This window comes from Burkholderia lata, assembly GCF_000012945.1.
Taxonomy (GTDB): domain Bacteria; phylum Pseudomonadota; class Gammaproteobacteria; order Burkholderiales; family Burkholderiaceae; genus Burkholderia; species Burkholderia lata.
The window spans coordinates 528,078-549,195 of sequence record NC_007509.1; the positions used below are offsets into that span (position 1 = coordinate 528,078).

At 64.8% G+C, this 21,118-nt stretch carries 24 protein-coding genes and 1 pseudogene; 19 read left to right on the plus strand and 6 right to left on the minus strand.

Features of this window, described 5'->3' with window-relative positions; all coding sequences use genetic code 11:
- The 5 genes from BCEP18194_RS02195 to BCEP18194_RS02215 all read left to right on the plus strand — a co-directional run bounded on the left by BCEP18194_RS02195 (window position 1) and on the right by BCEP18194_RS02215 (window position 4,628).
- Entirely contained in the window at window positions 1–1,401 is a 1,401-nt protein-coding gene (locus tag BCEP18194_RS02195) for a cytochrome ubiquinol oxidase subunit I (protein WP_011349658.1), read from the plus strand.
- A 3-nt stretch (window positions 1,402–1,404) separates the two neighbouring features.
- Window positions 1,405–2,412: a cytochrome d ubiquinol oxidase subunit II gene (cydB, locus tag BCEP18194_RS02200; protein WP_011349659.1), complete on the plus strand. Its 1,008-nt coding sequence runs from the start codon at window positions 1,405–1,407 to the stop codon at window positions 2,410–2,412.
- Window positions 2,413–2,590: 178 nt separating this feature from the next.
- Entirely contained in the window at window positions 2,591–3,511 is a 921-nt protein-coding gene (locus BCEP18194_RS02205; RefSeq protein ID WP_011349660.1) for a bestrophin family protein, read from the plus strand.
- 79 nt (window positions 3,512–3,590) lie between these two features.
- Complete coding sequence (locus BCEP18194_RS02210; RefSeq protein ID WP_011349661.1) at window positions 3,591–4,184, plus strand: SMI1/KNR4 family protein; 594 nt, start codon at window positions 3,591–3,593, stop codon at window positions 4,182–4,184.
- 57 nt (window positions 4,185–4,241) lie between these two features.
- On the plus strand, window positions 4,242–4,628 hold the full coding sequence (locus BCEP18194_RS02215; protein WP_011349662.1) for a VOC family protein: 387 nt from the start codon (window positions 4,242–4,244) through the stop codon (window positions 4,626–4,628).
- Window positions 4,629–4,652: 24 nt separating this feature from the next.
- Here the strand turns inward: BCEP18194_RS02215 and BCEP18194_RS02220 are convergent, their stop codons facing one another.
- Complete coding sequence (locus BCEP18194_RS02220; protein ID WP_011349663.1) at window positions 4,653–5,093, minus strand: nuclear transport factor 2 family protein; 441 nt, start codon at window positions 5,091–5,093, stop codon at window positions 4,653–4,655.
- Between the two features lie 210 nt (window positions 5,094–5,303).
- Between BCEP18194_RS02220 and BCEP18194_RS02225 the strand changes: the two genes are divergently transcribed.
- Window positions 5,304–5,714: a VOC family protein gene (locus BCEP18194_RS02225; RefSeq protein WP_011349664.1), complete on the plus strand. Its 411-nt coding sequence runs from the start codon at window positions 5,304–5,306 to the stop codon at window positions 5,712–5,714.
- Window positions 5,715–5,831: 117 nt separating this feature from the next.
- Here the strand turns inward: BCEP18194_RS02225 and trpS are convergent, their stop codons facing one another.
- Together trpS and BCEP18194_RS41580 are read right to left on the minus strand one after the other, a co-directional pair.
- Window positions 5,832–6,845, minus strand: coding sequence for a tryptophan--tRNA ligase (trpS, locus tag BCEP18194_RS02230; RefSeq protein WP_011349665.1), 1,014 nt, complete (start codon window positions 6,843–6,845; stop codon window positions 5,832–5,834).
- Window positions 6,846–7,053: 208 nt separating this feature from the next.
- The gene (locus BCEP18194_RS41580; RefSeq protein ID WP_167316001.1) at window positions 7,054–7,209 is read right to left on the minus strand and encodes a hypothetical protein; all 156 of its coding nucleotides are present in this window, start codon (window positions 7,207–7,209) and stop codon (window positions 7,054–7,056) included.
- Between the two features lie 479 nt (window positions 7,210–7,688).
- On the opposite strand from BCEP18194_RS41580, the gene BCEP18194_RS02235 reads away from it, so the two are divergent.
- The 4 genes from BCEP18194_RS02235 to BCEP18194_RS02250 all read left to right on the plus strand — a co-directional run bounded on the left by BCEP18194_RS02235 (window position 7,689) and on the right by BCEP18194_RS02250 (window position 9,837).
- Window positions 7,689–8,351 carry a hypothetical protein gene (locus BCEP18194_RS02235; RefSeq protein ID WP_011349667.1) on the plus strand — a complete coding sequence of 221 codons (663 nt, stop codon included), beginning with the start codon at window positions 7,689–7,691 and terminating at the stop codon, window positions 8,349–8,351.
- Between the two features lie 80 nt (window positions 8,352–8,431).
- Window positions 8,432–8,764: a RebB family R body protein gene (locus tag BCEP18194_RS02240; protein WP_011349668.1), complete on the plus strand. Its 333-nt coding sequence runs from the start codon at window positions 8,432–8,434 to the stop codon at window positions 8,762–8,764.
- A gap of 184 nt (window positions 8,765–8,948) precedes the next feature.
- Complete coding sequence (locus BCEP18194_RS02245; protein WP_011349669.1) at window positions 8,949–9,335, plus strand: RebB family R body protein; 387 nt, start codon at window positions 8,949–8,951, stop codon at window positions 9,333–9,335.
- A gap of 178 nt (window positions 9,336–9,513) precedes the next feature.
- Window positions 9,514–9,837 carry a RebB family R body protein gene (locus tag BCEP18194_RS02250; protein ID WP_011349670.1) on the plus strand — a complete coding sequence of 108 codons (324 nt, stop codon included), beginning with the start codon at window positions 9,514–9,516 and terminating at the stop codon, window positions 9,835–9,837.
- Between the two features lie 80 nt (window positions 9,838–9,917).
- Here BCEP18194_RS02250 and BCEP18194_RS02255 read toward each other — a convergent pair whose 3' ends face one another.
- Window positions 9,918–10,748, minus strand: a complete 831-nt coding sequence (locus tag BCEP18194_RS02255) for a Crp/Fnr family transcriptional regulator (RefSeq protein WP_244272847.1) — start codon at window positions 10,746–10,748, stop codon at window positions 9,918–9,920.
- A 252-nt stretch (window positions 10,749–11,000) separates the two neighbouring features.
- Here BCEP18194_RS02255 and BCEP18194_RS02260 point away from each other — a divergent pair, with 252 nt between their 5' ends.
- The 7 genes from BCEP18194_RS02260 (at window position 11,001) to BCEP18194_RS02290 (ending at window position 17,161) form a co-directional block, all read left to right on the plus strand.
- Window positions 11,001–11,558, plus strand: a complete 558-nt coding sequence (locus BCEP18194_RS02260) for an RNA polymerase sigma factor (protein ID WP_011349672.1) — start codon at window positions 11,001–11,003, stop codon at window positions 11,556–11,558.
- A 114-nt stretch (window positions 11,559–11,672) separates the two neighbouring features.
- Window positions 11,673–11,978 (plus strand): RebB family R body protein, encoded by a 306-nt coding sequence (locus BCEP18194_RS02265; protein WP_041492435.1) that lies wholly within the window; start codon window positions 11,673–11,675, stop codon window positions 11,976–11,978.
- Between the two features lie 35 nt (window positions 11,979–12,013).
- On the plus strand, window positions 12,014–12,619 hold the full coding sequence (locus BCEP18194_RS02270; RefSeq protein WP_244272849.1) for a hypothetical protein: 606 nt from the start codon (window positions 12,014–12,016) through the stop codon (window positions 12,617–12,619).
- 302 nt (window positions 12,620–12,921) lie between these two features.
- Entirely contained in the window at window positions 12,922–13,368 is a 447-nt protein-coding gene (locus BCEP18194_RS02275; RefSeq protein WP_011349675.1) for a hypothetical protein, read from the plus strand.
- Window positions 13,369–14,242: 874 nt separating this feature from the next.
- Entirely contained in the window at window positions 14,243–15,871 is a 1,629-nt protein-coding gene (locus tag BCEP18194_RS02280) for a tyrosinase family protein (RefSeq protein ID WP_011349676.1), read from the plus strand.
- Window positions 15,872–15,958: 87 nt separating this feature from the next.
- A complete protein-coding gene (locus BCEP18194_RS02285) occupies window positions 15,959–16,390 on the plus strand; it encodes a hypothetical protein (protein ID WP_011349677.1) in 432 nt (143 codons plus the stop codon).
- 108 nt (window positions 16,391–16,498) lie between these two features.
- A complete protein-coding gene (locus BCEP18194_RS02290) occupies window positions 16,499–17,161 on the plus strand; it encodes a hypothetical protein (RefSeq protein ID WP_041492436.1) in 663 nt (220 codons plus the stop codon).
- Window positions 17,162–17,511: 350 nt separating this feature from the next.
- On the opposite strand, the pseudogene BCEP18194_RS39075 reads toward BCEP18194_RS02290, so the two are convergent.
- Window positions 17,512–17,604: pseudogene (locus tag BCEP18194_RS39075) on the minus strand (transposase); the annotation flags it as partial.
- Window positions 17,605–17,714: 110 nt separating this feature from the next.
- Between BCEP18194_RS39075 and BCEP18194_RS02295 the strand changes: the two are divergent.
- Entirely contained in the window at window positions 17,715–18,917 is a 1,203-nt protein-coding gene (locus BCEP18194_RS02295; protein ID WP_011349679.1) for an RNA-guided endonuclease InsQ/TnpB family protein, read from the plus strand.
- Window positions 18,918–19,172: 255 nt separating this feature from the next.
- Here BCEP18194_RS02295 and BCEP18194_RS02300 read toward each other — a convergent pair whose 3' ends face one another.
- Window positions 19,173–19,454 (minus strand): hypothetical protein, encoded by a 282-nt coding sequence (locus BCEP18194_RS02300; protein ID WP_011349680.1) that lies wholly within the window; start codon window positions 19,452–19,454, stop codon window positions 19,173–19,175.
- A 305-nt stretch (window positions 19,455–19,759) separates the two neighbouring features.
- Between BCEP18194_RS02300 and BCEP18194_RS02305 the strand changes: the two genes are divergently transcribed.
- Window positions 19,760–21,100, plus strand: coding sequence for a flavin-containing monooxygenase (locus tag BCEP18194_RS02305; protein WP_011349681.1), 1,341 nt, complete (start codon window positions 19,760–19,762; stop codon window positions 21,098–21,100).
- Window positions 21,101–21,118: the final 18 nt, after the last annotated feature.

Genomic DNA, 21,118 nt, shown 5'->3' on the forward strand with positions numbered 1-21,118 from the left:
ATGGAAATCTTCGATGCGTTCCATCTCGCCCGATTGCAATTCGCGTTCACGGTGTCGTTCCACATCGTGTTTCCCGCGATCAGCATCGGCATGGCGAGCTTCCTGGCAGTGCTGGAATGGCGCTACCTTGTCACCGGCGATGCCGCCTACAAATCCATGTTCCAGTTCTGGTCGAAGATCTTCGCGATCGGCTTCGGGATGGGCGTGGTCTCCGGCGTCGTGATGGCGTACGAGTTCGGCACCAACTGGGCCGGCTTCTCGCGCGTCGCGGGCAACATCACGGGCCCGCTGCTCACGTATGAAGTGTTGACGGCGTTCTTCCTCGAAGCCGGTTTCCTCGGTGTGATGCTGTTCGGCTGGCAGCGCGTCAGCCCGCGTGCACACTTCTTCGCGACGCTGATGGTCGCGGTCGGCACGCTGATCTCGACGTTCTGGATTCTCGCGTCGAACAGCTTCATGCAGACGCCGCAGGGCTACAAGATCGAGAACGGCCTCGTCGTGCCGGTCGACTGGTTCAAGATCATCTTCAATCCGTCGTTCCCGTACCGGCTCGTGCACATGACGATCGCGGCGTTCATCGTCGCGGGCTTCATCGTCGCCGCGTGCGGCGCGTGGCACCTGCTGAAGGGGCGCCGCGACGAGCCGGTGAAGCGCAGCTTCTCGATGGCGCTGTGGATGCTGCTGGTGCTCGCACCGATCCAGATCGTCGTCGGCGATGCGCACGGGTTGAACACGCGCGAATACCAGCCGGCGAAGATCGCGGCGATCGAGGGGCTGTGGGAAACCGAGAAGGGTGGCACTGCGCTGAACCTGTTCGGGTTGCCCGACATGCAGGCCGAAACCACGCGCTATGCGATCCAGGTGCCGCACCTCGGCAGCCTGATCCTCACGCACAGCTGGGACGGCGAGATTCGCGGGCTGAAGGAATTCCCGCCGCAGGACCGCCCGTATTCGCCGATCGTGTTCTGGACGTTCCGGATCATGGCGGGCCTCGGGATGCTGATGCTGCTCACCGCGCTGCTCGGGCTGCTGCTGAGAAAGGGCGGGCGCCTGTATGAGACGCGCTGGTTCCAGTGGTTCGTGGTGGCGATGGGGCCGTCGGGCATCCTCGCGCTGCTGGCCGGCTGGATCACCACCGAGGTCGGGCGGCAGCCGTGGACCGTGTACGGCGTGCTGCGCACTGTCGATTCGGTTGCGCCGCTCAGCGCGCAGCAAGTCGGCGTGTCGCTGTTGATCTTCGTGGTCGTGTATTTCCTGGTGTTCGGAACGGGTATCTATTACATGATGAAACTGATGAAGCGCGGGCCGGCTGCCCAGGCCGGGTATATCGAGCTGCACCGGCATCCGGGGCTGCGCAAGAGCGCGCTGTCCACGCCGCTGAACGTCACCGAAGCGGAGTAAGCCATGCAAATCGATCTTCCTGTCATTTGGGCCGCCATCATCGGCCTCGGCGTATTCATCTACGTGATGCTGGACGGCTTCGATCTCGGCATCGGCCTGCTGTTTCCGTTCTTCGATGCGAAGGCCGAGCGCCAGGTGATGCTCGACACCGTCGCGCCGGTGTGGGACGGCAACGAGACGTTCCTGGTGCTCGGCGGCGCGGGGCTCTACGGCGCATTCCCGGTCGTGTATTCGACGCTGCTGCCGGCGAACTACCTGCCGCTCGTGCTGATGCTGGTCGGGCTGATCTTCCGCGGCGCGGCGTTCGAGCTGCGCGCGAAGGCCACGCGCACGCAACACATGTGGGATCTCGCGTTCATCGGCGGCTCGGCGCTTGCCGCGTTCTGTCAGGGGATCGTGCTCGGTTCGCTGCTGCAGGGCATCAAGATCGAGAACAACCAGTTCGCGGGCGGGCCGTTCGACTGGCTGTCGCCGTTCAGCCTGCTGTGCGGGATCGGCGTGCTCGTCACGTATGCGACGCTCGGCTGCGGCTGGCTGATCCTGAAGGTCGACGGCGAGCTGCAGCGCAAGATGCGGCTCCTGATGAAGCCGCTCGCGGGCGTGCTGCTCGCCGTGATGGGCGTGGTGAGCCTGTGGACCGTGATCGGGCTGCCGGCCGTCGCGCATCGCTGGTTCGGCAGCGGCAACCTGGGCTGGTTCCTGCCGGTGCCGATCCTCGTCATCGCGTGCGTGTGGGGCATCTTCCACACGGTGAAGCGCGCGCACGAGGCCACGCCGTTCCTGCTGACGCTCGCGCTCGTGTTCCTCGGCTACACGGGGCTCGTGATCAGCATCTGGCCGAACATCGTGCCGCCGTCGCTGTCGATCTGGGACGCGTCGTCGAGCCCGTCGAGCCAGAAGTTCGCGCTCGTCGGCACCGTGATCGTGCTGCCGATCATCCTCGTGTACAACGCGATGCAGTACCGCGTGTTCCGCGGCAAGGTGCGCGAGGGCGATATCGGCTATCACTGAGCGGCTATCACTGAACGCCGCATGATGTGACGGGCACGGCCGGCGCGGGCGTATCATCACGCGCAACGCGGCGCCCGTGCCCGGCATTCACCCGACAGCGGCCCGCCACGCGCGGGCCGTTGCGCATCGGGCGCCGGCGTACCGTTTCGCGCATTTCCCTGGCAGTCGAGAAAACACCATGATCGTCCGACCACAACAAAACTGGCTCAGGATGCTGTTCGTCTGGAACGGCTCCGTGCTGCAATCGATCATTCCGCAGCTCGTGTTCATGGCGATCGTCAGCACGCTGGCGGTCTTCACGAACGGGCGCATCTTCGGCGAGAAGATCCCGCTCAACACCGCGCCGTTCACGCTGTTCGGGCTCGCGCTCGCGATCTTTCTCGGGTTTCGCAACAGCGCGAGCTTCGAGCGCTTCAAGGAGGCGCGGCATCTGTGGGGCAACCTGCTGATCGCGGCGCGCACGCTGACGTCGCAGTTCAATCGCTACCTGCCCGACAGCGTGAACGACGCCGAGCGCAACCGGCTGGCCGACCTGCTGATCGCGCTCACCTATGCGCTGAAGCATCAGCTTCGCCATACCGATCCGACGGCGGACCTGCAGCGCATTCTCGGTGCGGAACGCACGACCGAGCTTGGCGGCAAATGCTTCAAGCCCGTCGCGATCCTCGACGAGCTGCGCGGCGGCATCGTCCGCGCGCTGGGCCGTGCGCCCGGTAGCGACGCGACCTGCTGGATGTTCGAGACGCAACTCGACGAGGTCGGCAAATCGGTCGGTGGTTGCGAGCGCATCCTGTCGACGCCGATTCCGTTCTCGTACAGCGTGCTGCTGCATCGCACCGTGTATGCGTACTGCGTGCTGCTGCCGTTCGGCCTCGTCGATTCGACGGAGTTCTTCACGCCTCTGATCTGCGTGTTCATCTCGTACACGCTGATCGCGCTCGAAGCGATCGCGAGCGAGGTGGCCGAGCCGTTCGGCCTCGCGCCGAATGCGCTGGCGCTCGATGCGATGACGCGCACGATCGAGCGGTCGGTGCTCGAACTGGGCGACCGCCCGCTGCCGGAGGAATTCATGCCGGCGTCGACGTACCAGATCACCTGAGCGGGGGCGCGCAAGCGCGGAAGTGGTGGATCGCGTCGGACGCTAGAATGGCGCTTGCCTGTTCTTCGGACCTGACGCGATGACCCTCGTCGACACCTATCTCGCCGGCCTGCGTGCCGCGCTTCCCGACACCGACACCGCGGCGCTCGCCGCGACAACGGGCGCGACGCCCGCGCAGCTCGACGCGCTGCGCGACGCGTATCCGCAGTGCCCGGCCAGCCTGCTCGAACTGCTCGGCAAGCTCGACGGGACCTACTGGCGCGACTACGGCGGTACGACGGTCAACGTGCTGGTGCTCGGCTCCGACGTCTACGAATACCCGTACTACCTGCTGTCGGCCGGGCAGATGCTCGAGGAAGGCGCGAAGTATCGCGACAGCATCGCGGAGATCTATGGCGACGATGCGAACGACGACGGCGAACTCGTCGACTCGCGCATCGACATCGCACTGCCGATGAACCGGCGGCTGTGCTTCTCGCACTGCATGAACAACGGCGGCACGTCGCAGCTCTACATCGATTTCGAGCCGGCGCCGGGCGGCAAGGTCGGGCAGGTCGTGCGCTTCCTGCACGATCCCGACAGCTATGCGGTGATCGCCGACGACTTCGACGGCTACCTGCGCAAGCTGATCGACGACGGTTATGCGTTTGTCATCGATTTCGACGAAGAATAGTGGCGGGGCGTGACTGCGCGAGCGGCGGCGCCGGCTGCCATTTCAGGAGAGGTTGACATGCGAATCTACGTGACGAGTATCTTTGTCGACGACCAGGACAAGGCGTTGACGTTCTACACAGACAAGCTCGGGTTCAAGCTGAAGAACAACGTGCCGGTGGGCGAGTACCGCTGGCTGACCGTGGTGTCGAAGGACCAGCCGGACGGCACCGAGCTGCTGCTCGAGCCGAGCAACCATCGCGCAGTCGGCCCTTACAAGCAGGCGCTGTACGAGGACGGCATCCCGGCGGCATCGTTCCAGGTCGACGATCTCGATGCGGAGTTCGAGCGGCTCAGGAATCTCGATGTCCGCTTCACGCTGGAGCCGATGGACGCCGGGCCCGTACGCGTCGCGATCGTCGACGATACGTGCGGGAACCTGATTCAGCTGATGCAAATGAAGTGACGCAATGCGCCGCGCGCGGGGCGCTCAGCTCGCCGTGACCGGCGGCGCATTGTGCATCCAGCTGCGCTCCTGCGTGCGGCGCTGAATGCGCCACCCGCATTCGGTCCGCACCAGCAGGTCGCGATACCAGAGCCCGACGAAGCACACGCGATCGTCGCCGGCTTCACCGGCCGAGATCATCATCGCCTGGCCGGCCGTTCGCGCGGTCGCGGCATCGCCGTCGACGATCAGCAGCGACGTCGAGATCGTGTGCTGCGTGCCGCGCATCGCCGACGTCACGTGTTCCAGATAGGCGGCAATCTCCGCACGGCTGCCGGCCGGACCGCCGAAGGCCGTGTAATCGAGCGTCGCATTGGCGGCGAAGAGGCGCTCGAATTCATGCCAGTCGTGGCGGTCGACGGCGTGGCAATAGCGGGTCAGCAGATCCTGGATCTCCATCCGGTCGATCGTTTCCTGGGGCGTCATGGCGTCGTGGGTGGGTGGATGACGGGGAAACGATAGCGGGGGCGCAGGAGCGCGACATCGGCGGAGTGGACTAAGGGCCGGCCCGCCATCGGCGTGAACGACGTCGCGCGTGACGGCGTCGTTCACGTATCACTCACGAGCAGCAGGGCGACTCCGATTCGAAATGGCGCGCTCAGGTAGACTCGTGTGCCCTTCGACGGAGGAGATGCGATGCAATTGCTTGATCACGTATCAATCAGCGTGCCGGATATCGACCTGGCACGCCCGTTCTACGATGCCATCATGGCCGCGCTGGGCGCAGCCAAGGTCTATGACCGGCCGACCGCGCTCGGCTATGGCGAACGCTGCAATGCGAACGACACCGCATCGACTTTTCTGGCGGTCTATCTGGATCCCGCTGAAGTCGGCGCGAGCAAGCGGCACTGGTGCTTCAAGGCCGCGAGCCGCGAGCAGGTGGATGCGTTTTTCGAAGCCGGCCTGGCGACGGGCGGGCAGTCCGACGGCGAACCCGGCTTGCGGCCGCATTACCACGGCGACTATTACGGCGCGTTTCTCGTCGACCCGGCCGGCAATCGGGTCGAGGCGGTGTGTCATGCGTCCGTGCCGGCGAGTGCATCGTGATGAAGCGGTGCGTGCATCGACGCTCGCTCGCGCACGTGACGTGGTGAACGGCGCGCGCCGGCCCGATACCGTCCGGCGGCGCGCGGAGCGCATTCGCGCGCTCGCTGCCTGCGCCGCTCAATCGAAGTAGTTCAACCCCATCGCGCCCTTCACCTCCGCGAGCGTCGCGCCGGCCACGTCGCGTGCGTGCATCGTGCCGCGCTTGAGGATCGCCATCACTTCGGCCTTGTCGGCCTCGAATTCGCGGCGGCGCGCGCGGATCGGCTCGATCAACGCCTGCAGCCGCTCGTCCAGCACGCGCTTGACGACGCTGTCGCCGAGCCCACCTCGACGGTAGTGCGCCTTCAGCTCGTCGACTTTCTGCACGTCGGGCTCGAACGCATCGAGGAACGTGAACACGACGTTGCCCTCGACCTGGCCGGGATCGCTCACGCGCAGGTGGTTCGGGTCCGTGTACATGTCCTTCACGGCCTGCGTGATCTCGTCCGGCGTCGAGCCGAGCGTGATCGCGTTGCCGAGCGACTTGCTCATCTTGGCCTTGCCGTCGATCCCCGGCAGACGCGTGACCGGCGACAGCACGGCCTCGCATTCGACCAGCACCGGCTGCTCGACGGTCGCGTTGAAGCGGCGCACGAGTTCGTTGGTCTGCTCGATCATCGGCAACTGGTCGTCGCCGACCGGCACGTGGGTCGCCTTGAACGCGGTGATGTCGGCCGCCTGGCTCACCGGGTAGGTCAGGAAGCCGGCCGGGATGTCACGCTCGAAACCGCGCAGGCGGATCTCTTCCTTGATGGTCGGGTTGCGTTCGAGGCGCGCGACCGTGACGAGGTTCAGCAGGTATTGCGACAGCTCGGCGAGCTCGGGCACCTGCGACTGCACGACGATCGTCGAGATCGCCGGATCGATGCCGACCGCGAGATAGTCGAGCGCGACTTCGATCACGTTCTCGGTGACGCGCTGGCGGCGGCCCATGTTGTCGGTCAGCGCCTGCGTGTCGGCGAGCAGCAGGAACTGCTTCGCTTCGTGCTGCATCTGCACGCGGGCGCGCAGCGAGCCGATGTAGTGGCCGAGATGCAGCGGGCCGGTCGTGCGGTCACCGGTGAGGATGGTCGGGCGGGCGGGATGGGTCATGTTGGTCGTTGCTCCGGGTTATCGAAGCCGCCAGCCATGGTGTCTGCGCAGAAACGCAAATGCCGCCATCGCTGGCGGCATCACGTTTGGGACATGCAAAAGGAAACGGGCCGCCTGGGTCAGGCGCGCCACCAGCAATGCACGTTCGGCGAGGCAGGTCGGGTTTCCATTGCGTGAGTATAGCGCAGGGCGGGAGGGACGTGCCGCGTCAGCGGATGACCGACTCCATCGCGAGGTACGCGGTTTCGGCCGACGGCCACAGCAGGTACAGCAGGCCGGCCATCAGCAGCAGCGCGCTTGCGCGTACCAGCGGCGTGCGGTCTTTCTCGCGCGGAGGGCGGGTGGACGGCTTCGAGTTCTTCATGCTTGCTGGCGCACGAGGCGCCACTCCAACGGTTGCTGCAACGGGTCGGGTGGGGCGACGCCGGGGTGTTGCGGGTTTGACGGTGGCTGGGGTGCGGTTCAGGGCACCGGCGCGCGACGGCGGGGTGAGCCGGTCGCGCGGCAAAAAAGGGGACGGTTGAGTGTCCGGCTGCCGTCCGTATGGAGGCGACGTGCATCCTACCAAATCGTCGGCACGGGCACAGTCAAGAATTGTCGGGGGGGGGGGTGATCCCGACAATGTCATTCGTGTGCAGCGCTCGATTTCACAGACCCGTCTCCCGATTCGTCCCTGCAGCGGTCCCGCCGAACTTTCCGGCGAGGCCGTCGCACGTCCATTTCCGGGAGAACACCATGCGATATCCATTGCAGCCTGCTGACCAGCGCGCCTCGGCGCTGCGTCCGACCGCCCCCCGCCCGCACGCACCGGCGCCGCGGGCGGACATCGAGGAGAGGTAAGCCATGAGCCACGAAGCACTCGACCCGCTGCTGCGGCAGTTCGCGGAAAAGCGACTGGGGCGGTCCCTCGCGCCGGCCGAAGAACAGATGTTGCTGGAGCAACTGCCGAGCAGGAACGGGAACCCGCCGGCGCCGGCCGCCGGCATGGCTGCGCCGGTGCCCGCCGCGAACCGGCCGTTGCCGCAGTTGAAAACCCGGCAGGAGGCACGCGAACAGGTCAAGCATTTCCTGCAGCTCAACCAGCAGAAGGCGTACGAGAAGATGCGCGGCATCCTGCAGACGATCGACGCACAGAACGAGACGACCCTCGGCATGCTGGCGTCGGAACAGCGGAAAGTGTCGGGCGTACTCGACGCGCACGAGCCGCAGGGCGACGCGCAGGCATCCGGCGCGGCCGAGATCCAGGACAGCACCCGCGAGGCGCTGGCGATGATCGGCGAACAGTTGACGGGCCTGATCCGGCAGGAAATCGACGCATGTTTTCGGCAATACGTCGATGCGCTCGCCGAGCGGCTCGATGCCAGGCTCGACGCGATGGAGGCGCGGTTGCGAAGCGCGGACGCGACCCCGGCCCCGGCCCCGGCCGAACCGTCCGCACCGTCCGAACCGACCGCTGTCGTCGCCGCGGCCGTTCACGATCCCTCCGGCCAAGCGTCCATGGAGTAGCACTCGGGTGATTCGGCAGAAAGCGAAACGGGCCGGCCCCGATGTGCGATCTCTCAACTACGTGAACCAAGGAGCAACAAATGGCTGATACGTGTCAAGTGTGCCAGGTCAATCCCGCGATTACCGATGCGGTCACACAGGTCAACGTCAAGGTGGTCGCGGAAGCGCCGGCAATGGCGATGGGCTCGCTGTACCAGGCCCAGAGCCATTCGCTCAGCATCCTGTTCGAGAACGCGGTGCAGCAGCAGTCGCAGGCCGCGATCCAGTCGCAGACGTCGACGAACGTGGGGACGATGCAGCTCTATACGATCGGGCCGGAAAGCGCGGGCGCGGCCGCCACGGAAATCGGCGCGAACGGGATCATCTCCATTCTGGCCGACGTGATCGCAATCGGGAAGGCAGTCAAGCCCTGACGCGCCATTGCAACGCCGTGGTTGAGCGGCGGCGCAAGCGGCGCGAGCCGCCAATGGCGCCGCCGTGCCGCGGACCCGCATGGCCGCCGGCGCCTGAACAGCGGTGCCGCGCGGTGTTCCGGAGTAACCGACAGAACGGGCAGAGCCGATTCGATACGGTGCCTGTTCGCGAACCAGGAGAAAAATGATGGCAAACGACACAACCGACCCGGCAGCACCGACGGATCCGAAGGACCCGAAAGACCCCTGCAACTGCAAGACGTGCGCGGTGAACGCCGCGATCACCGACGCGGTCACGCAGACCAACGTCAAGGTGGTCGGCGAAGCGCCGGCGATGGCAACGGGCTCGTTGTACCAGGCCCAGAGCCATTCGCTCAGCGTGCTGTTCGAGAACGCGGTGCAGCAGCAGTCGCAGTCGGCGGTGCAGCTGCCGACCTCGACGAACGTGGGCACGATGCAGCTGTACACGCTCGGGCCGGCGAGCGCGGGGGCCGCCGCGACGGAAATCGGCTCGAACGGCGTGCTTTCCGTGCTGGCCGACGTGCTCGCGATCGGCAAGGCGCTCGCCTGACGCGTAGCCAGGCGTCGACGCCGGGCGGCGGCCCCGATCGGTGGCTGCCGCCCGGCGCCCGATGTCGTGTCGGCGCCCGCGACGTATCGCCGGCCCCGTGCGGCGCGCGTCGCCGACCGACCCTCTCATGCTTTCGCCGTGACTGCGCCGCAGCGGCGAGCCAACCAGGAGCAACGACATGCCGGAACAGGTTTCTGCCGCGGTGACCGATGCGGTCACGCAAGCCAACGTCAAGGTGGTGGGCGAGGCGCCCGCCGTGGCCTTGGGCACGCTGATGCAGTCGAACAGCCATGCATCCGCGATCCTGCTGCACAACGCGGTACAGATGCAGGCGAACCAGGCGATGTCCAATCTCGCCGCGACGACCGTCGGCGTCATGCAGCTCTATGCGGGCTCGCCGGCGGCGGCGGCCAGTGCCGCGCGATCGGCGAACGACAGCTTTGCGTCGCAGCTGGCCGCCGTCGCGCAGCTGATGAACGCCATCGGCCACTGGCGCGGCTGATCCTCCCCGCGCACCGCCCGCCCGGCGCACGCGATTTCCCCGCGCCGCGGCACCGCACGACGCTCGTGCGTGCCCGGCCGTCAATTGGCGTCGACGATGGTCCGGAGCTGCTCCGGCTTCTCGATCGTCACGCCGTGTTCGTGAAGCCGGATCAGGCCGTCGCGCTGCATCTTCTGCAGGCTGCTGTTCAGTCGCGGCCGGCTGACGTTGAGCATCGCCGCGAGGACGCTCTGGTTCTCCGGTAGCGGCACCTCGAGATCGTTCCCTTGCATGCGGTTCAGCAGATGACGCGCGAGCCTGGCGTCGAGCCGGTACAGGCATGCCGACTCGACGAAGTCGCTCAGCTGGTGGATATGCCGGCACAGCTGCTCGTGGATGCGACCCATGAATTCCGGGTTGGCCAGCAGCGGCGCGAAGTACGGGCGATGCAGCAGCGAAATGCGGCAGTCGGCGCTCAACTGGGCGGTGAAGTTGCGCCGGTGCGCGCGAATCAGCGTGTTTTCGCCGATGAGTTCGCCCGGCATCGAGTGGCCGAGAATGATCTCGCGTCCACCGGGTTCGTGCAGCGTCTTGTAGACGTGTCCGCGGTGCACGAATGCGACGAAGTCGCCCGGATCACCCTTGAAGAACAACAGGCGATTGCCGTGTTCGGGCCAGGGCGTGACATGCCGCTCGACATGCGCGATCAGGCTTTCCGGGAGGTCGGTGAGTATCGGTATATTGCGCAGCGTCTGAGCGTTAGCAAGGGCAGGCATGTTTTCCGCGCGAGGTTGTTTGACGATACGGCCACCTAGCGAAAAACGCTGCCTTCGGCATTGCGTGAAAAATGAATAATGAAAGTGTCGAGATAATCGACAAGCAGTCCGGACAGGGCGGCACTTTGACGGCAACGGCGCCTGGTCGATCGACATGGGTAGCTGCATGCCGGCGCACGAACCCTTCGCGGCGGCAGTCGTTCTTTTTCATCGCAATGCCGTTATTCAGGCCCGGCGACGCACCTGAAACAACGGATCGGGCTATGCCGGAGAATTGAAATTTCTGTTCATAATAATCAAGAAAATTTACCGAGCCCGATTATCGTTATAACGGTGTTACACGGGTAACAGCGTCATTCGCAGCGTCGAATCGATTCTGTGTTTTCCATAAAAACTGGAAGGCACGCGATGACAACCTCGAACCAGCACGCTGCCCCGACGCCCGAGTGTCCGGCGCAGCAACTCGATCGCACGTGGCGGGAGATGCAGGGAAAATTGCGGCGCCGCGCGCGCCTGTTGTGCAAGGGCGATATTCACCGCGCCGACGAACTGCTCTCCGATACCGCACTCAAGGTCCACATTTACCTGCAGCGCTCGCCCGAGCGCGTGCAGAACCTGGCCGGTTTTCTCTTTCTGGTGCTGAACCACGCATTCCTCGATGGCGCACGGCGCCGGCTGCGCGAAAGCGGGATGCTCGAATTCGACCCGGGCTGGGACGACGATCACACCGTCGAGCTGGCCGGCCACGCGCCGTCGGTGGAGCAGCAGATGCTGCTTCGACAGCAGTTGGTGCGTCTCCAGCAGGCGCTGTCCACGCTGCCCCCTCAGCAGCAGATGCTGTTCACGCTCAAGTTCGAGGAAGACCGCCCCTATCTGCACATCGCGGCGACGCTCGGGATCAACGAGCCGCTTGCGCGGAAGCGTGTCGAGTTGTTGCGCAAGAAGTTGCGCGAGGAACTCGCGTAAGCGCGTTCACGAACGCGGGCACGCAGCGTTCCTAACGGCATGTGCGGCGTCGCTGGCCTGCCGGCCCGTCCGTTCCTTCAATCGCATGCCGGAGCCGGGTTCCGAGGAGGCCTCGTGGCAGACAAAGTCAATGAGCAGATTACCGATGCGGTGACGCAGACCAACGTCAACGTCGTCGCGGGATCGCCGGCCCAGGCGCTGGGCACGCTTTACCAGATGTTCAGCCAGGCCGTCGGCATCTCGGCGCAGAACATGACGCAGCAGCAGGCCGCGCTGAACCAGATTTCGAACGCCGTCGTGTCGAAGGCGGTGGCCATGATCCTGTCCGTCGAAGCATCGCCGAAGAGTGCCTCGGGCGGTGGGGCCGGCGGCGCGCCGCAAGTTCCGTCGGCCGGGCCGCAGACGGGCCCCACGCATTAGGACTCGATGACTCTCGGGATATCTGAATCATGAACATGAAAGGTCTTTTGGGCGGACGCGGTGACGGCACGACGCAGGCGCCGGACGATGTCGCGGACGCCGCAGCCGAAGCCACGACGCCGGCCGATGTCACGCCGCACGCCGCGACACCGAAAGCCGGCGCGCGCGCGTGGCCGGTCAACCGGCTGCGCCGCTTCACCGATGCACTGAAGGCCCCGAACGCGGTCGCGGGTCCGGCCGGGTCCGGCGGCTCGGCGCTGCAGACCGTGCAGGCGATCAATGCGGAGGCGGCGTCCTATGCGACGACGCAAATCGCAGTCGGCCCGAACATGATGATCACGCAGGCGGGCGGCATGGTCGCGCAGGCGGCGGCCAACTACTTCGAGGCGACGACGTCGCTGGCGATCGCGGGCAAGAGCGTGCTGATGAAGGACCTGGCGCAGAAGACCGTCGACGAGAACGTGCCCGGCATGGCGATGGATGCGGTGGGCCTGTTGTTGACCGATCTGTTCGTTGCGACCGCGGCGATCGTCGCGGGTGCCGCGGAAGCGATCGAAGGGGAGGCCGCCAGTGTCGCACTCGACAGGATCGACGAGAGCCTGCAGAAGTATCAGGCGCTGCTGGACAAGAAGGGCGCGTAGGGTGCGCCGACGATCCCGCCGCGGGCTGCGCGGGACGCGTCGACGACGGCCCCGGCAGCCGCGAAACGACCGGCATTGAATCGATGTGCGCGTGATCGTCCGCGTGGCGTGGATGATCGCGCCGATGTGAAACGTCGCGGGCAACTGCTTTCCGCACGCGCACCGACGACGCATCAATCGACACGACCCGCCGGGCCGTCAGGCGCGAGGCGGGATGTGAGCGGCGGGACCGATGCACGTTCGCTTTCCCGAACCTGTCGCGGGCCCACTATCTGCAGTCCTATCAGTCACATGAGGAACCCATGTCCTACATCATTCAAAACGTACACGGTCCCGCGCCGCTGGCGGTTGGCGAGCGCACCTGGGGCGATGCGACGGAAATCGATTTCGGTGCGATGACGAGCTGCATCGCGCTCGTCGAGCAGGCACCGGCTCAGCCCACGCAGGTGCGCGGAATCCACCTGTCGATCGTCAGCATCGACGGCACGAACGTCTACGATCCGGCGGCAGACGTAGCCGGCCAGGTCGAGACGATCATGCAGCAGAGCGGCGATCTGCGTGCATGCCTCGGCCGCATCGACCTCTGGCAAGCCAGCGACACGCAAGAACTGCAGGATTTCTTCGTCGGGCTGATGCAGAGCCTCGACATGCTCAATTGGGTGCAGGTGGAAGACGGCAACCTGCGGGTGCGGATCCACGGTGGCGTGATGCAGTACCAGCACGGCACCGGCGCATGGACCAACGTGTAGCCGGCACGATCCGTTGAGGACGGTGCCCGCCCCATGTGTGCGGGTGCCGGTTCGAATGGCACGGTCAGGAATGGTCGTGGATGGGTGGGGCGTGAGGGGGAAGTCGGATGACCGGGATGCCACCCGCTCGGGAGCTCGTCGTTTGAATGTTGCGATGCGATCTTCCTTGTTCTCCGCGAGTTTTTATCCGGTCCCGCAACGCTAACCGCAATCACCGGAGACGCAAGTTCGCGGCACCGTCACCGAGTTCAACTCGAGGCGCTCTCCCGGACAGAAACGATTGCACCGGCCGAGCACCGGCTGGGCACCCGCCGACGATCGTAAGGTAGCCGTCGGCCGATTGCATTAATAAACCCAGTCACTCACCCGTGATTATCTGGCGCCGTGTTTTTACGATATCGTCGTAAATGCGCGCGATTATTCATGAAAATAAAATGAGCCAATAGTCGCGTCCGAATCCAAATTTTTTAATAATCAAGCTCGCCTTGTCCTTGCTAAAACAAGCGCCATCTGCTTTATTTACTCATACCAAATCAGGATAAAACGCTATCGGGGTATCTCGGCTACTTTGCCAGGCATTCGTGCCTGCCGAATCGGCATCGATTCACCACGGCATCCCTACGATCTGAAGGCGCAGCCCCTTTTCAGAGGCTGTGTTGCGCCTGTTGCGCGTGTCCACGCCCCCATGGAGGCGATCAGGTGACCACGCGGGCCCGCCTATCGCCCGTCGATTAATGCTTTCAACTTGCCAAGCGCTATTTTAATAAAACGAATTCAATTGAACGCGAGTTTGACTGATTTTTGAATTACCTGCTTACGTTCAAAATCTGGCGGCCAAACCGTAACGCTACCCACGAAGGAGACTGGACACATCATGAATAACGCACCTGGAGTCAGAGTTCGTCCGTCGATCGAATCGTTGCAAGCCGAATATCTGGCAGGCAACAAAAAGCCGCTGGAAGACGTGATGCGCGCGTGGAAAGGCATCAAGGCATTGCCGCCCGACGATCCGAACTCGTTCTTCATGATCGGCGGCTTCCATGGCGAGCCGTTCCGCGGCGCCGGCTGGGGCTCGGCGTCTTACTGGGGCGGCTATTGCAACCACGGCAACGTGCTGTTCCCCACCTGGCACCGGGCCTACCTGCTGCGGCTGGAACAGGCGCTGCAGAGCATCCCCGGTTGCGAGCAGGTGATGCTGCCGTTCTGGGACGAAACCAGCGAAGAGTCGCTGACGAAAGGCATTCCGTGGGCGCTGACCGCCCCGGATTTCGAGCTCGACGGCGAAACGATTCCGAACCCGCTGGCGTCCTTCGCGTTCAACCGGGCGATCGCAGACAACATCAACGGCGACAATCCGAACTACAGCAAACCGCTGCCCTACACCACGGTGCGCTACCCGTTGTCGGGGCTCGTGGGGACCGACAAGGACAAGGCCGCCACCGAGAAGCACAACGCGAAGTTTCCGAACGCCAAGGAGAACGTCGTCATACTGAACCGCAACATCGTGGACTGGCTCACGTCGTACATCGTCGTGAAGGGCGACGTGGTGCCGACCAACGTGAAGAGCAAGTTCGAGCAGTGCCTGAATGCGCCGAACTACACGGTGTTTTCCAATACGTCGTCCGCGGCCCAGTGGAACGAGAATCTTCCGGCCGATGCGATTCCCGTCGTCCCGCTCGAGTCGCCGCACAACGATATTCACCTTGCCGTCGGCGGGTTCGACGTGCCGCACGGCCCGAACAAGGGCGATTTCTCGCCGATTCCGGGCGCCAACGGCGACATGGGCGAAAACGACACGGCGGGCCTCGACCCGATCTTCTATTTCCACCACTGCTTCATCGATCGTGTGTTCTGGCTGTGGCAGAAGCGGCATGGCTACACGCAGCACCTCGACGTCATCGCCGAGTATCCGGGCACCAACTCCGTCGATGCGCAGGGGCCGACACCGGGCACGGTGCCCAACTCGTGGCTCACGCTCGAATCGCCGCTCGATCCGTTCAAGAAGAGCGAGAACGGCAAGGAGCGCGCCTATACGTCGCTCGACTGCATCAACATCGAGGAACAGCTCGGCTACACGTACGGCCCCGGTTCGCTGGAAAACCTGCCGAAATACTCGCTCGCGGCAGCGACCGTGCCGGCCGGCAACAGCAGCAAGGTCGTGCGCGTGTCCGGGTTGAATCGTGCGCCGATTGCCGGGTCGTTCCTCGTGTCCGCGTACGTCAACGTGGACGGCGAACGGCAACTGCTCGGCACGGAGGCCGTGCTGAGCCGCTGGAGCGTGGTGTCCTGCGCGAATTGCCAGACGCACCTCGAAGTCAAGGCGTTCTTCCCGCTGAATCACTTCGCCGAAAGCGCGGTGCAGGATGCGCAGTACGAGGTCGAAATCCATACGCGCGAGGGCGTACGCCTGCAGACGCAACCCGCGTCACCGCCCGCTTTGCAAGCCGTCGCCGGCGCGCCGCCGCAACCCGCACCGAAACTGTTCCGGCTCGAAGTCCGGTAGCGGCGGCGAGTGACGAACCGGCGCCGTCGCCCGGCGCCGGTTCACCTCGGTACGTCGACAACGTGGACATGAAGGGGAGACGCGGGCATGAGCTACACACCCGAAACCGGCAGCCTGGTGGGGCTGTGGACCTATCGCAGTTTCCTGAACGATCCCGACCCGGCCACCGCATTCAACGACCTTGAATTCGGCCTCGGCACGATCGAGATCGAGCAGGCGCCGGCGGGCATTTTCAAGGGGCGCATTTTCGGCCCGGGATGGGAGCTGCAGCTCAACGGCTGGGTCACCTACGGGAATCCGGGCACGGTGCGATTCCAGGGGCGCGGCGTGGTCGGCGGCGAGGAATGGGTATACGACTATGTCGGGTACGTGAGCGCGCCCTGGCCCAATGGCATCGATCAGCGTCCGGCGCTGACCGGTTCGATCGTCCGCACGGTTCCGCATGCGAGCGGTAGCGGCGGCGTCGCGCCGGCCGGGGTGGTGTGCTCGTGGTATGCGGTCATGAGGGATCCCGCCTGAACCGTCATGACTACGCCGACTGCACCGCCGGCTGACACGGCCAGGCGTCCGGCAAGGGTGACGGACGCGATTCGCGCGAGCGCCAGGATCGGGCCTGCGCGAACGGCCATGCTGCCGATATCCGGACGCGTGCGCGGCGGGCTGGCGTTCGCGCTCCTCGGTTTTCTCGCCTGCGACTTGCCGACCAGGCTGCATGGTGCCCCATCCAGCTGGATATGGAACGGCATCGGCGCGATTGCCTGCGGCATCGCCGGCTACTCGACGAGAAGCGGCTCGCCCGGCAGGTGTGCTCGCCGGTCGATGCTCTGGTGCATGGCCGCGATCTGCGCGGGCTTGACGCTCGATGCGATGCGCTCCCCGCTGGATGCGATTCTCAATATCTGCGGTGGAACGCTCGATGCCGGCGCCATGTGGAATACGCTCGTGCTCCATCTCCAATGGTTTCCGATGTCGATGCTGGCCATGCTGGCGCTGTTGATCCGGCGCGAGGCCGACCGCCAGGGCGCGCATCGACGCAGCACGGTACGCGTGCTGGTTCGGGCTCCGGTTCGGGTCGCGCTGGAGTTTGAGGCGATGCTGCTCGTCATGGCACTCGGCATGACCGCGATCAAGGCATCGGCGTTCAGTCTGGGGCTGCGTTGGGACACGAGCGGCGTGGCGGTTGCGATGCTCGTCAGCATGCTGGTGTTCTACGCGCTGAGCGATCGCGTTGCGCTCGGAGCGGTGTCGTTGAAAGACCGCTTACGCAATAAAAGCGAACAGATTACTTAGGATGGCAAAAAACTGGATATCGTATTCGACGAAACATGATCGTGGCGTGAGTCGATCGCAATAACGAAGACCACGCGTTCGGCGGCAAGCGAATGGCGCGCAACGGTATCGGCCGGCATGCGCGGGGCGACTGCTTGCCTGAGAATCGCCGCGTTGGACGTCGGGTCGTGCGCGCAGTGGCGTTCGCGCCGGCGCCGGGCAACGAGCATGCGCCGGCAGCGAGTACACGGCTACCTTCGATGTGACGGCGTGGAAGGTCGTAGGGGTGCCGTTGATCTGAATGCGCGTCAAACCCCGTCCTTCAGGGCGGGGAAGGATAGCGCGGACGCCGTAGGCGTCCTTTCCGGCGGCTAGTGGGGCGCTTTCTGTTGGTCGATGTATTTGCGAATGATTTCGACAGGCGCGCCGCCACAACTTCCGGCGAAGTAAGACAGAGACCACAGCGCGTCGCCTCACAACTTTTTACGAATGCTCGAGTAGCACTTGAAAGACGTAATAGCGACCGCGTCGAATGGCTTGACTCGCTCTTGTGGGCTAGTCATACAATCGTCCGATGCGACGACTCCAGGCCTTCAAGTTCGAACTGATGCCGAACGGCGAGCAGCAGCGCGATATGCGCCGCTTCGCCGGATCGTGCCGGTTCGTCTACAACAAGGCACTGGCGTTGCAGAAGGGGAACTACGAGGCGGGAGGCAAGTTCATTGGCTACGTAGCGATGGCCAAGCATCTGACGGAGTGGCGTAACGGAGGCGAAACGCCATGGCTCAAGGATGCCCCCGTTCACCCGTTGCAACACGCCCTCAAAGACATGGAGCGGGCCTACAAGAACTTCTTCGCCAAGCGAGCGGCGTTTCCGAAGTTCAAGAAGCGCGGCCAGCGCGACAGTTTTCGCTACCCGGACCCCACGCAATTCAAGCTCGACCAGCCCAATGGGCGCATTTTCCTGCCCAAGCTGGGCTGGATGCGGCTGAGGCTGTCGCGTCCCGTGCTGGGCGAACTGCGCAACGCAACGGTCAGCTTCAACGCGGGCAAGTGGTGTGTCTCGATCCAGACCGAGCGGGAGGTCGAGCAGCCGGTGCCCCATGCCACCAGCGTGATCGGCATCGATGTGGGCATCGCCCGCTTCGCCACGATGAGCGACGGCACGTTTATCGCACCGCTCAACAGTTTCAGGAAACATGAGGCTCGTCTGCGCCGATGCCAACGTGCGATGAGCCGCAAGGTCAAGTTCAGCAATAGCTGGAAAAAAGCCAAGGCCAGAGTCCAGCGCATCCATGCGCGCATCGGCAATGCTCGCCGCGACTACCTGCACAAGGCCACGACCACGATCAGCAAAAACCACGCGATGGCGTGTATCGAGGACTTGCAGGTTCGGAATATGTCCAGGTCGGCGGCAGGCAGCATCGATGCGCCTGGCAAGAACGTTCGGGCCAAGTCCGGTCTGAATAAGGCCATCCTCGACCAAGGGTGGTGCGAGTTCAGGCGGCAATTGGAATACAAGCTGGCCTGGAACGGCGGCTGGCTCGTGGCGGTGCCGCCCGCGAATACAAGCCGGACGTGTCCGGCTTGTGGATACGTGAGTGCGGATAACCGAACCACGCAGGAAAAATTCGCCTGTGTCGAATGCAGTTACGAGGAGAACGCCGATGTCGTCGGCGCTCTGAACATTCTGGCGCGGGGACACCGCGTTGCAGCCTGTGGAGAGCCGGTGAAGTCGAGCCGCTCAATGAAGCAGGAACCCGCCGCGGCGACCTGAGATAAGCATTATCGTTTCAGACGCGGTAGGAATCCCCCGTCTTCAGGCGGGGGAGGATGTCAACAGGCGATCATGCAACTGCGCAAGATCAATAAGAGGCGCGGCCATCTCTTGTCAGACGAGGCCGCGTTCAAGCTGATCCGGAAAAGTGTGATGACGCGGTTTGCGCTCATATACCGGAGCGCATTGGCATCGAAATCCGACTTCTAACCCGCGTCACACGGAAGTTGCGCGTACTCCAGGCGGTGGTCGTCACTATTCACGATGCTCGTGCTCATGCTCGCGCCACGGATCACGATCGTGCGGATGACGATGCCTCCACTCGTCGCGTTCCCAGTAGCGATGGCCGTCCCAGTAGCGGTCACCGTGCATGCCGATCTCGACCGATACACCGACGCCCGGAGCGGGCGCTCGCTCTTCGTACCTCGGTTGCGGTGCGCCGTAGCCTTGCGCGAAGGCCGTGCCGGTCGCGGCGAGTGCGCCGCCTGCCACGAGGGTCGCCATGATTCGACGCGTTGCAATTGTCAGGGGTTTCATCGAGCCGTCCTCCATTCAATGCCGACCGCGACTCACGCGCACGATTCGTTCCCGTATGGAGCGGCAGATGCGTCGCTCGCCATTTCGACCCTGCCGCCGCGTCACCTCGCAGCCAGTGCCGACCCGGTGTCGGAACGCATGATGTCTCCGTCCGGAGGCATCCCCCCAGCTTTTTTCTCGTCAACAACCACAAAAAACATCATTTCGCCCACGCCTGGCTGTCAGCAGAATGTCTCCATTCCCACTCGCGCGACGACACGAGCATACGAGCGTCGCAGCGAGCCGCACTTCAGAAGGAGACAGCCGTGGCAGTCGAAACAACCTCAATCGATACGCTCGTCGTCGGCGCCGGACAGGCCGGCGTGGCCATGAGCGAGCACCTGGGCAAGCTGGGCGTACCGCATCTCGTGCTGGAGCGCAGCCGCATCGCCGAGCGCTGGCGCACCGGGCGCTGGGATTCGCTGGTCGCGAACGGCCCCGCGTGGCACGACCGCTTTCCGGGCCTCGAATTCGACGGCCTCGATCCCGACGCGTTTGCATCGAAAGACCAGGTCGCGGACTACTTCGAAGCGTATGCGCGCAAGTTCAACGCGCCGATCCGCACCGGCGTCGAGGTGAAGCAGGTCGTGCGCAATGCGGGCAAGCCGGGCTTCGTCGTCGAGACGTCCGACGGCACGATCGAGGCGAACCGCGTGGTCGTCGCGACCGGGCCGTTCCAGCGCCCGGTGATTCCGCCGATCGCGCCGGACGACGCGCGCCTCGTGCAGCTCCATTCCGCCGACTATCGCAATCCGGGCCAGCTTCCGGACGGCGCGGTGCTGGTGGTCGGCGCGGGGTCGTCGGGCGTGCAGATCGCCGACGAACTGCAGCGCGCGGGCCGGCAGGTCTACCTGTCGGTCGGCCCGCACGATCGTCCGCCGCGCGCGTATCGCGGCCGCGACTTCTGCTGGTGGCTCGGCGTGCTCGGCGAATGGGACAAGGAAGTCGCGACGCCCGGCCGCGAGCACGTGACGATCGCGGTGAGCGGCGCGCGCGGTGGCCACACGGTGGATTTCCGCAAGCTCGCGAACCAGGGCGTGACGCTCGTCGGGCTGACAAAGTCGTTCGATGGCGGCGTGGCCGTGTTCGAACGCGATCTGGCGATCAATCTCGCGCGCGGCGACGAGAACTACCTGTCGCTGCTCGACGCGGCCGACGCCTATGCGGCACGCAACGGCCTCGACCTGCCCGAAGAGCCCGAAGCGCGCCGCATCCTGCCGAACCCCGACTGCGTCGCGCATCCGATCCTCGCGCTCGACCTTGCCGGCGCGGGCGTCACGTCGATCATCTGGGCGACGGGCTACGCGGTCGACTACGGCTGGCTGAAGGTCGACGCGTTCGCGGACAACGGCAAGCCGCAGCACCAGCGCGGCGTGTCGAAGGAGCCGGGCATCTATTTCCTCGGGCTGCCGTGGCTGTCGCGGCGCGGCTCCAGCTTCATCTGGGGCGTGTGGCACGACGCGCGGCACATCGCCGACCACATCGCGATCCAGCGCACCTACCTCGACTACCACGACGCATCGCAGCGCCGCTCGACGTCGCACGCGGCGCAGGACGGCGCCGCGGCGCACGCCGATGCGCAGCCGCTCGCCGACGCGGTGAACTGACCGAACCCATGCCGCCCG